The sequence below is a fragment of the Bacillus sp. 03113 genome, from assembly GCF_006546985.1.
Lineage (GTDB): Bacteria > Bacillota > Bacilli > Bacillales > Cytobacillaceae > VATK01.
Genome location: NZ_VATK01000018.1, coordinates 76,762 through 87,760, shown reverse-complemented (window position 1 = coordinate 87,760; position 10,999 = coordinate 76,762). Strand labels below are relative to the sequence as shown.

Sequence of the window (10,999 nt, the reverse complement as noted above, 5' to 3'; positions counted from 1 at the left end):
ACTGCGGGGTCTTTCCAGCCCGTTTTTCCGCAGGAGTCTCGCAAATTTCCTTCCAAAATCAACATTATCGTTTAACAGAGCCTATTATAATAAAAATAAAGCCTCCTGCAATTTAGCAGAAAGCTTAATATTATTATTTATGCTTTAACAAAAGGTGTTTCTTGGATTGCTTTGTAAAACTCATCAAATTGATTTAAGTCCATTTGCTGAGCTGAATCTGATAAGGCAACTGCTGGGTCAGGATGAACTTCTGCCATTACTCCATCTGCACCAATCGCTAAAGCTGCTTTTGCAGTTGGTAATAATAAATCTCTTCTACCGGTTGAATGAGTAACATCAACAAATACTGGTAAATGAGTTTCTTTTTTAAGAATTGGAACTGCTGAAATATCTAAAGTATTTCTTGTTGCACGCTCATAAGTACGGATTCCACGCTCACAAAGCATGATTTGGCCATTCCCTTGAGACATAATATATTCTGCAGCATTAATAAATTCTTCAATCGTAGCAGCTAGTCCTCGTTTTAAAAGAATTGGCTTATTTACCGCTCCTGCTGCTTTTAATAATTCAAAGTTTTGCATGTTACGTGCCCCAATTTGAATGACATCAATATAGTCAAGTGCTATTTCAATATCATTAGGGCTGACAATTTCACTAATAACCGCTAAATCATATTCATCTGCAACACGTTTTAAAATTTTAAGCCCTTCCACTCCAAGTCCTTGGAAATCGTAAGGAGAAGTACGTGGCTTAAAAGCCCCTCCACGCAATAGCTTCAAACCTTTTGCTTTAACCGCTGCTGCTACAGCTGCAACCTGCTCGTACGATTCAACTGAACATGGGCCAAAAACAAAGTGAGGCGTTCCTGTACCGATTTTTACACCTTTTAAATCAACAATTGTATCTTCAGCTTTTTTCTTACGAGAAACAAGTAATGCCTTGCTATGATCATCCTTTTGAAGATCTAGACCCGCTTTAAAGATTTCTTTAAAAATATGTTCGATCGTTGAATTTTCAAATGGACCATCATTTTTTTCTTTAATAAGATCAAGCATTGATCGTTCACGAACTGGATCATAACGAAATACACCTTGTGTTTCTTTTGCTTGCCCGATTTCTTGAACAAGGCGAGCTCTCTCGTTAATCAATGAAAGCAACTCTAGATTAAGCTCATCAACTCGATTACGTAGTTGATCTAATTCTGTGTTAGCCATTTTAGCTATCCATCCCTTCAAATATGTCGAATGAAGATTTATTTAAATTCAAAAAGCTTTGCTCTTACGCTTAATATTTACCATTCTTCTTTATCGACTCTTCAATATATGATACATTTTCTTTAGAATCTGGGTTTATTATAAATCAAATATTTATGAATGTCACGTGTTTTCTTTATTAATTAAACGCTTTTAAGCGTTAAAGCATAAAATAAATTGAATCGTAAAGAAGGTGCATCCATTTGAACACAGAAAATAAACTTTTTGCACTTGATATAGGAACTCGATCTGTTGTTGGCATTATTCTAGATAAGTCAAATGACCAGTTAAAAGTTGTTGATGTTTTATCTTATGAACATACTGAAAGAGCAATGTTAGATGGACAGATTCATGATATTATTGCTGTTTCCAAAATTATTAATAAAATTAAGGGAGCATTAGAAATAAAACATGGCCCTCTGTCCAAAGTATGTGTGGCTGCTGCAGGAAGAGCTCTAAAAACGAAAAGGGCAAAGGTTGCAATCCCTATTCAAGGAAAACCTGCGATGCAGAAGCAGGATATCCTCCATTTGGAGCTTAGTGCTGTACAGCAAGCACAGGCTTTAGTTGCTGACGAAAACCAACTAGAAAGCTATACGTATTATTGCGTTGGATATTCTGTTCTTTATTACCATTTAGATGGAGAAGAAATCGGAAATTTAACTGAACAGCAAGGAGAAGAGGCATCTGTAGAAATAATTGCTACATTCTTGCCAAAGGTAGTAGTTGAATCTTTAATCTCAGCATTGCATCTTGCTCAGCTTGACATGCAAGCATTAACGCTTGAACCTATTGCTGCCATCAATGTCCTCATTCCCGCTTCCATGAGAAGATTAAATATAGCATTAGTTGATATCGGCGCAGGGACCTCAGATATTGCTATTACAAACTTAGGTACTGTTGTAGCGTATGGAATGGTGCCGATCGCTGGAGATGAAATTACGGAAGCAATAAGCGATCAATTACTCTTGGATTTCCCGGATGCTGAACAAGCAAAAAGACAACTTTATTCATTAAATAATATAATCGTTACAGATATACTAGGTCTAACGTCAGAGCTATCAAAAGAGGAAATACTTTCACAAATTTCTCCTTCGATAAATCGATTAGCTGACGCAATATGCCATGAAATTCTTCAATTGAATAATCAAATATCTCCAAAAGCTGTTATGCTTGTTGGTGGTGGAAGCTTAACTCCGCTCTTACCAGAAAAAGTGGCTGAAAAATTACATTTACCTGCTAATCGCGTGGCTATTAGAGGAATTAGTGCAATCCCCTCTTTAGACTATGATGAACAAAGTATGCAAGGACCTGAACTTGTTACACCGATTGGAATTGCCATCGCTGCTGAACGGTCTCCGGTTCAATATAAAACCATTTACGTTAATGAGCAGCCTGTACGATTGTTTGAAGTGAATAAGCTTACAATTGGAGATTGTGTATTAGCAACCGGTATTAAGGTATCAAGACTTTACGGGAAACCTGGGATGGCTATGATTGTTATGCTAAACGGTCAAAGTGTCACAATACCAGGAGAGTATGGAGGTACTCCAACGATTTTAAGAAATGGGGAAAGCTGCTCGTTTGATGAGCAAGTAGAAAATGGGGATCGAATCTATATAAGCAAAGGGAAAGACGGGATAAAAACAAATGTCAAAATAAAAGATTTGGTTGATGAAATCCCACTAAAAGACATCGTAATCAATGGAAAGTCTTATCAAATACAAGCGAACATTACTTGTAACGGGTTATCTGTGTCTCCTGAGAAATGGATCGAAGACCGAGATCAAATAGAATGTACTGTTATTGAAAAAATAGATGAATTGCTTCTGCATTTACAATTACATGAATGCATTTCAGCATTGACACCTTTTAAAATCAAATTAAATGAAATCGACACTGTCCTGCCTCCATTTTCCGGAAAAATATATAAAAATGGAAGAGAAGTAAAAGCCAATAGCTCTTTCGAACATCTAGATAAAATATCAATTCAAGGATATAAACTTCCAACAGTAAAGGAATTAGCAGTATTAAAACAGTGGGTTCTTTCTTATGCTATTACTGTTACATTTAATAATAAGAAATTAACGTTATCTAAAACGATTGCTCAAATAAAAAGAGATGATGTGGTTCTCACTGAGGAAGATATCCTTTATCAAGGAGATTCCATCCATCTTGAAAAAAAGAAAATAGAGCCATTTATTTTTCAAGATCTGTTTCAATATGCCCAAATAGATCTGCCTACTCACACAAATGGACATTTTGTATTATTAAGAAATGGGAAAGAAACTAGCTTTCACAGCCCTATTTATCCAGGAGATCAATTAAGCATTATTTGGCCTATATCTAAAACGGTATAAAAAACCCCAAAGACCTGCCTATCGTTGACATATGCTCAACTACTTTACGTCAATAGGGTGCTAGCCGATTAAGTACGCCACTTCCTGTGGCAACATCGGCACTAGTACGTCCTGTACATGGGAGCTAGACAGTAATCTAACTTCAGATATAAATTCTGATATTAGAACAAAAGCCGATTCATTCTGAAGTGACATATATCTAGAGAGAACATTGTCACTTCAGAATGAATCGGCTGCTTTTTTAAGATTGGAAAGTGTAGTGTTTTGAAGCTAGAAAGCATTCTTTATTTGATTTATCATGACTTCAATATTAAAATTGTAACGCTTTCGTCAAGGAAACATCTGTAATTTGGCGATGAGAATCATTCCAAACAGGTTGTTCGTCAGAAAATAATATTGCTTGAGGAGATTCATGCTTAATATGATACTTTTCTGCAATATAATTTGATAGCGGTCTAGCTTCTTGTATAGCAATAAAATACGTTGCAATTGTTTCGTTTTCAAGTGAGAATTTTTCATATTCATCATAAGCAGCCTGACTAATCGGGCATGTTAAGCTATGCTTTAAGATAAAAACAGGACTATTCTTTTCTACTATTTCTTCAAATTGTTCGATTGTTTCAATTTTTTTCATTGTTATTTCCTTCCTCTAAAGCTTTCAGTACTTATATTCAATTACTAATGGTGATTTTATTTATTAATAATGATATTTACTCTCTGCTTCATCTAAAACTTTTTTTGTTTCGTCCAGCTTTTGCTTTATTTCTTCTTGATTGTTTAATGAAATGAAATCCTCTTCATCTTCAATTGGTTCACTTACAGCTAGTTCAGATTCACTAAGAATATCTGACTTAATTTTTTTCACTTTATTTAATAAGTGTGAAGATTGCTCTACAACAGCTTGGCTTATATTCTCTGTTTTATCTTTTGCTGTTGTTGCCAACTCTACCCCTCTTAACTTCACAACTTTTCGAATATTGTCCCCTTTTTCCTTTATCGAGGAAGCTTGTACATTTATATCATTCAGTAATTCCTTGCCAGATTTAGGTGCTAATAGTAGTGCTGCAGTAGCACCAACAATTCCTCCAACTAACGCTCCAATTAAAAAATCCTTTGTATTAATCTGTTCTTCTTGATCAATATTCTCAATATTTCTTTCGTTAGTTGCCATTTCCATCCCCCACCTTCATTTTAATAGGCTGTTTTCAATAGATTGTTGCTTTTAAACGCACAGCCTGCATACACTTCGCTTTCCGTGGGCGAGCGTCAAGCCTCCTCGTCGCATACGCTCCTGCGGGGTCTCGCCTTTCTCGCATTCCCACAGGAGTCTACGTGTATGCAGGCTGCTTCAAAACGTTTCTCTCAATGTTTTTAATGTCAAAAGCAACAAACTTTGAGAAAACAGCCTTTTAATAAGTTGCTCTTCGTCTTTTTGGCTTGACTGATTCTTCTTCTTGTTGTGAAATCGGAATTGTTTGTGACTTCTTTTCTTTCCATTTATTTTTAATTTCTAAAAAGACGTTGGTCCATTGTAAAACCTGAGATATTTTATCTTTATTTTTATCTACTTGATCAGTAACTGAGCTTGCCATGTTTTTGACCGAGCCATTAAATTTTTTTACAGAGTCTCCTACATCTTTAACTGCATCTACTACACTATTTAAGCTCTCTGATTTTTTTTGAATATCAGTTGCCAGTGCATTTGTTTTATGTAGTAGTTCAGTTGTTTCTTTTGTGACTCCTTCAAGCTGTTTTTCCAAGCCTGAAAGTGTGTTTGATACCTGATTTAAGGTAACATGTAATGATTTAAGCGTTTTTGATAGATAAAGGACCAAGATGAAAAACGCAATCGCAATTACTGCTACACTTAAATATAAAATAATAATCAAGTGAATCTACACCTCCACAATCTACATCTCTTTTACCCAAATTTTCGGCAGTTAAACCAATCAAAAGAAATGAAAAAAACGATGATTAATACTTTGACTTTAAAAAAGCTTACCACTTAATAAATTCCTAAACAAGCTTTTAGTTCTATTCCATAGTAGGTACAAAAAGAGCAGATGAAATTATTCGTCTGCTCTTATTTGTTTATAATATTGTTTTTTCGTAAGCGTCTTGAAATTTTTGAATGTCTCCTGCACCCATAAAAATAATGACACTATTTTCATGTTTTTTCAGGGAGGAAGTATTCTCTTCTTTAATTAGATCTGCTCCTGGTACCTTTTCTTGCAAATCTTCGATGGATAGCTTCCCGTGATTTTCACGAGCTGAGCCAAAAATATCACATAAATATACTTTATCTGATTGATTTAAGCTATCTGCAAATTGTTGAAGAAACATTTGTGTTCTCGTAAAAGTATGCGGCTGAAAGACAGAGACAATTTCACGATCCGGATATTTTTGTCTTGCTGCTTCAATCGTTGCTTTTATTTCAGTAGGATGATGAGCATAATCATCTATAACAACCTGTGAACCAATGTGTTTTTCAGAAAATCTTCGTTTCACACCTTCAAACGTCAGTAGCTGTGCTTTAACAATTTCTGAATCAATTTCTTCATAATGGCATAATGCAATAACAGATAAAGCATTTAAAATATTATGGTCTCCAAAGGAAGGAATCGAAAACGTAGAGTAGAACGTATTTCTGACAAATACATCAAAAGTTGTACCTTCTGTTGACTTCACTACATTTCTTGCCTGGAAATCATTTTCATCTCCAAAGCCGTAAAAAAGAACAGGAACCTTTGCCTGAATCTTTTGTAAATGCTCGTCATCCCCACAAGCAATAATGCCTTTATTAACCTGTAAAGCGATTTCTTGAAACGCTGAAAAAACATCCTCAACATTGGCATAATAATCAGGATGATCAAAGTCAATATTCGTCATAATAGCATAGTCAGGAAAATAAGATAGAAAATGTCTACGATATTCACATGCTTCAAACACAAAATACTCAGAGTTTGGAACCCCTTTTCCTGTTCCGTCTCCAATCAGAAAAGAAGTTGGCTTTGCTCCTTGCATAACGTGAGAAAGCAATCCAGTTGTAGAAGTTTTTCCATGTGCACCAGTGACTGCAACACTTGTAAACTTCCTCATAAAGTCACCTAGAAAACGATGATATCGAATAATAGGTAATCCTAATTTCATTGCTTCTTGTATTTCCTCATGTGTATCAGGAAATGCATTTCCTGCAATAATAGTTAAGCCGGGGTTTATATTTTCCTTCTGAAAAGGTAAAATCTTTATTCCTGCTTTCTCAAGAGCGTCTTGAGTAAAAAAATGTTTTTCAACATCGGAGCCTTGTACTTGATAGTTCATATCATGTAGAATAAGCGCCAAAGCACTCATTCCTGACCCCTTAATACCTACGAAATGGTAAATAGTCATATAAAGAACCTCCAACCATCGTCTGTCTATAACACAGTATATGACATTTAGCTAATATTTGTTTATCCTCGAATCTAAACACATTAATCCATTATATCATCATTTGAAATTAAAAACTATGGCACGTTAAAACCGTTATACAATACGATCAGTCGGAATCATTCAACTCGCTCAAGTCGAGGGTTTGGTCGATAACGGCGACCCGCTTTTGCAGAATGCTTTCCATTTATTAATACATTATCTCCTGTAAAGCCAATGTTAATCTTTAGAAGGCTATTTCCAACTCCATATGTATCTACTGGTACACCTTGTTCTTCGAATTCAAGAATTCTTGATTCGTTAAATCCACCGCTGACAACTATTTTCACATGATGATAACCTTCATCATCTAGTGCTTTACGTAAAGCGAAAATTAACTCTGCATTTACACCTCTAGGGTCAAAGGTGCCTAAAAGATCTTGATTTCTTAGGAAATATTGGTCAATAAGCGTTCTTGATGTGTCTACTCTTACGCCTTTTAACTCGCTCCCAAATACTCTTGCAACCTTTAAGCTATCAGTGATCGCATCATTATTATAGTCAACTAATGCTATAATCTCATCATTTGGATAGGTTTCATGATATGCCTTTGTTGCTGCAACTATGTCTCCCTCAAAAAGCTGTATAAGAGCATGGGGCATCGTTCCCATACCACTTTTTCCCCACCATTCATTCATCGCATGAGTGGCTTGTGCTGTTGCTCCGCCAATATAGGCTGCATAGCCGTCTCCAGCTTGGGTAGTATAATGATCATCTCGATCTCCCATAAAAATGACTTGCTTTTGCTTTCCAGCAATATCAGCCGCTTTAACCACGTTATAAACATTTGTTGCAACGGATGTTCTTCTTGCCAAAATACCATCAATAATCCCTTCTAAATACCCAAAGTCCTGATACCGTCCCGAAATGGTCAAGACTGTTTCAAAAGGGGATATTTCATCCCCATCCTTTAAAGAATAAATCTCTAATTCCTCTGGATTATCCGCAAATGTTTTGATTAACGCGATCACTTCATCTGTTCCACAAAGGACAGCGTGATTTTTCTGAAAGAACTGCATAGTAACAATTTTATCTTTATGAAATTTCTCTACAATTTCCTTTGTCTTTAAAAAGTAAACAGCTGAGAACCACCCATCTCTCACGCGTTCATCAAATTTAAACGTATGATTCGAAAGTCTTTTAATTTTCCCTTGTAATTTTAATTCAATTTCCTTCATCCTTAAGCTCCTCTTAACCTAATCAAAAGTATCGACTTATTCATTGATCAACACTAATCTATTCAAAGATGCACATTCAGAATAACACTTATTAAATGATTGTACTAGTGTCTTGAATAGATTCTAGTTCACTTTCCGTAATTAAGACTTCTCTTGGCTTACTCCCACGTGCTTCAGAAATAAAGCCCTGATCTTCCATCATTTCAATTAATCTTGCAGCTCTGTTATAGCCAATTTTAAATTTTCTTTGTAGGCTTGATGTTGACGCACCATTTTGATCTATGATATATTCACATGCTTCATAAAATAATTCATCCTCATCTTCATTTACTTGTGCCTTTTTTATTAATTCTTCCTGTTCAAATAAATACTCTGGTTTTTTTTCTTTTCGCACATGTGATACTACATCGTCAATCTCAGCGTCAGAAACAAAAGTTCCTTGCAAACGTGTAGGCTTAGAAGCACCGTTTTCTAAAAATAACATATCTCCTTTTCCTAACAGCTTCTCTGCTCCGCTTATGTCAATAATCGTTCGAGAATCAATTTGTGAAGATACAGAAAAGGCGATCCTTGTTGGAACATTTGCTTTTATTAAACCAGTAATGACATCCACAGAAGGCCGTTGTGTAGCAATGATTAAATGGATTCCACAAGCTCTTGCTTTTTGAGCTATACGACAAATAGCTTCTTCCACATCAGCAGGTGACATCATCATTAAATCAGCTAGCTCATCGATGATAATGACGATGTATGGGAGCTTATCTGAGAATTGTTTATGCTTCTCTGCAAGTTCATTAAAGCGCGAAATATCTCTTACTCCTGCATGAACAAAAAGCTCATAACGTCGCTCCATCTCTTCTACTGCCCATTTCAAGGCGGCAGTTGCAGCTTTAACATCTGTAATGACTGGGCTCACTAAATGCGCAATATGATTATATGGAGCAAGCTCTACCATTTTTGGATCAATTAATAATAGCTTCAGCTCATCTGGATTAGCCTTGTAAAGCAAGCTAACGAGCATTGTATTAATGCAAACACTTTTCCCCGATCCTGTAGCACCTGCAATGAGACCATGCGGCATTTTTCGCAAGTCCGTTACAATTGGCTTTCCAGCAATATCTAGCCCTAGAGCGACAGTGAGAGGTGAGGAATGGTTGATAAATTCCGAACTATAAATAATTTCGCTTAGAAAAACAGGCCTGCTATTATAATTAGGCACCTCAATCCCTATCGTGTGTTTTCCTGGAATTGGCGCTTCCATTCTAATGTCTCGAGCAGCTAGACTCAGTTTTATATCATCTGTTAGATTCGTAATTTTATTTACCTTCACCCCTGGCTCAGGTTGTACTTCAAATCTCGTAACTGAAGGACCTTGTGTAACATTCACTACTTTTGCTCTTACATTAAAGTTTTTTAATGTTTCATTCAATAGATTTTCTTGCTTACATAGCCAATCATCATTTTCAATTTCCTGTATTGGAGGGACTAACAGGTCTCTGCTCGGGAAAACATAATATGGTAAACTGCTATTTTGTGCATCCATACTGTTTTCAATTTGTTTTTTATTAGAGCTTTCTATATTTTCAAATGAATTATCAGACTGGTCCTGCTCCCACTTTTCAATAGAATGATCCTTTGTTTCAAATTCTACTTTTGATTTTTGTTCCGTGCTTTTCACCTGATTTTCTGATGCGTCTAACCTTTCTCTTAGATCCGTTTGTTCAAGTTGAGCTTCTCTTAAGTCATTCCTTTTTTGATCAGCCTCTGACTGTTTTCTTTTTTGCTCCAGCCTTCGTCTATCCTGACTAAGCATAAGTACATTAAATGGAAGACCGGATTTTTTCCTTTCAACAGGATTTGAAGGCTGTTCTTTATTAACGGCCATTTCATTTTCATTCACCTCAGGGCGATCGCTACTTTCATATGGCTGATCTAAAGGATGATCTTTTATTCCTTCTTCAACATCTCTACTTTTTTCTACTGGTTCAACCGCTAGTAAGTTTTGCTCCGTATCCTCGACTAACGGATATGCAGGAAGATTGTCCTCTTGTGAAATAAATGGAGATAGTAATGAGCCTTCCTTTTCCCCATGCCCATGATCCCTGCTCTCATGTTCAAAGATCAGCTGATCATTATCACTTATTTCCAAGCTAATGTCGATGAAATCCTCCGCTTCTTGCATAGGGAAGACTCCACTATTCGAGATATCATCGAAACTTGACAATTCATGTTCAATGTAAACTGAATTTTTTGGCCGTTGATCAAAACCATAAATAGGAGAAGGTATTTCAGTTGGTCGAAAAGGTTTTTTCGTCATATTATCTTGTTTTCGTCGATCATTTTGTTGTCTCATTTGCTCGCTTGTATCACGAAACTCATTCGCAGATTCAGTTCGGGATGAAAAATCTTTTTTTCTAGAAAATCTTTTTTCTTGCTTATCATCGGACTTTAATTCATCTGGTATTAAAGGAAAGCGGAAATTCCCTTTCGGATATTGATATACGACCCTCGCATCAATATCTCTGACTCTTTCACTTGCTTCTTTTTTTTCTTGAGAATAAAAAAAGCGGTCTTCACGCTGTCGATTTTCTTGCTCTATTTCATCTAAAGGCTCCACATCCTGAATAAAAAATTCACGTATTTTTTTTAACCAATGCATTATTTATCACTCTTTCTATCTTTCTGTCCCTCTATTTTATCAATAAATATAAAAAATTCGAGGTAAAATCGAATGCTTTTG

General features: G+C 35.9%; 8 protein-coding genes. 1 reads left to right on the top strand and 7 read right to left on the bottom strand.

All coding sequences use genetic code 11. The features are described from left to right. Positions 1-137 precede the first annotated feature (137 nt). Positions 138-1,214 carry a bifunctional 3-deoxy-7-phosphoheptulonate synthase/chorismate mutase gene (locus FDO66_RS16665; protein ID WP_141433786.1) on the bottom strand — a complete coding sequence of 359 codons (1,077 nt, stop codon included), beginning with the start codon at positions 1,212-1,214 and terminating at the stop codon, positions 138-140. A 242-nt stretch (positions 1,215-1,456) separates the two neighbouring features. Between FDO66_RS16665 and FDO66_RS16660 the strand changes: the two genes are divergently transcribed. Further along, positions 1,457-3,613 carry a cell division FtsA domain-containing protein gene (locus tag FDO66_RS16660; RefSeq protein WP_141433785.1) on the top strand — a complete coding sequence of 719 codons (2,157 nt, stop codon included), beginning with the start codon at positions 1,457-1,459 and terminating at the stop codon, positions 3,611-3,613. A gap of 310 nt (positions 3,614-3,923) precedes the next feature. Here FDO66_RS16660 and ytxJ read toward each other — a convergent pair whose 3' ends face one another. The 6 genes from ytxJ to FDO66_RS16630 form a co-directional block, all read right to left on the bottom strand. Then, entirely contained in the window at positions 3,924-4,247 is a 324-nt protein-coding gene (gene ytxJ / locus FDO66_RS16655; RefSeq protein WP_181444615.1) for a bacillithiol system redox-active protein YtxJ, read from the bottom strand. Between the two features lie 63 nt (positions 4,248-4,310). Continuing rightward, positions 4,311-4,784: a YtxH domain-containing protein gene (locus tag FDO66_RS16650; RefSeq protein WP_141433783.1), complete on the bottom strand. Its 474-nt coding sequence runs from the start codon at positions 4,782-4,784 to the stop codon at positions 4,311-4,313. Between the two features lie 238 nt (positions 4,785-5,022). Then, positions 5,023-5,502, bottom strand: coding sequence for a DUF948 domain-containing protein (locus FDO66_RS16645; RefSeq protein ID WP_141433782.1), 480 nt, complete (start codon positions 5,500-5,502; stop codon positions 5,023-5,025). A 202-nt stretch (positions 5,503-5,704) separates the two neighbouring features. Beyond that, a complete protein-coding gene (murC, locus tag FDO66_RS16640) occupies positions 5,705-7,003 on the bottom strand; it encodes a UDP-N-acetylmuramate--L-alanine ligase (protein ID WP_141433781.1) in 1,299 nt (432 codons plus the stop codon). 158 nt (positions 7,004-7,161) lie between these two features. After that, positions 7,162-8,259 carry a nicotinate phosphoribosyltransferase gene (locus FDO66_RS16635; protein ID WP_141433780.1) on the bottom strand — a complete coding sequence of 366 codons (1,098 nt, stop codon included), beginning with the start codon at positions 8,257-8,259 and terminating at the stop codon, positions 7,162-7,164. 91 nt (positions 8,260-8,350) lie between these two features. Beyond that, on the bottom strand, positions 8,351-10,918 hold the full coding sequence (locus FDO66_RS16630; protein WP_141433779.1) for a DNA translocase FtsK: 2,568 nt from the start codon (positions 10,916-10,918) through the stop codon (positions 8,351-8,353). Positions 10,919-10,999: the final 81 nt, after the last annotated feature.

Coding starts and splice junctions, on each gene's coding strand:
- FDO66_RS16665 (WP_141433786.1), bottom strand. CDS start 1,214: ATGGCTAACACAGAATTAGATCAACTACGTAATCGAGTTGATGAGCTT.
- ytxJ (WP_181444615.1), bottom strand. CDS start 4,247: ATGAAAAAAATTGAAACAATCGAACAATTTGAAGAAATAGTAGAAAAG.
- FDO66_RS16650 (WP_141433783.1), bottom strand. CDS start 4,784: ATGGCAACTAACGAAAGAAATATTGAGAATATTGATCAAGAAGAACAG.
- murC (WP_141433781.1), bottom strand. CDS start 7,003: ATGACTATTTACCATTTCGTAGGTATTAAGGGGTCAGGAATGAGTGCT.
- FDO66_RS16635 (WP_141433780.1), bottom strand. CDS start 8,259: ATGAAGGAAATTGAATTAAAATTACAAGGGAAAATTAAAAGACTTTCG.
- FDO66_RS16630 (WP_141433779.1), bottom strand. CDS start 10,918: ATGCATTGGTTAAAAAAAATACGTGAATTTTTTATTCAGGATGTGGAG.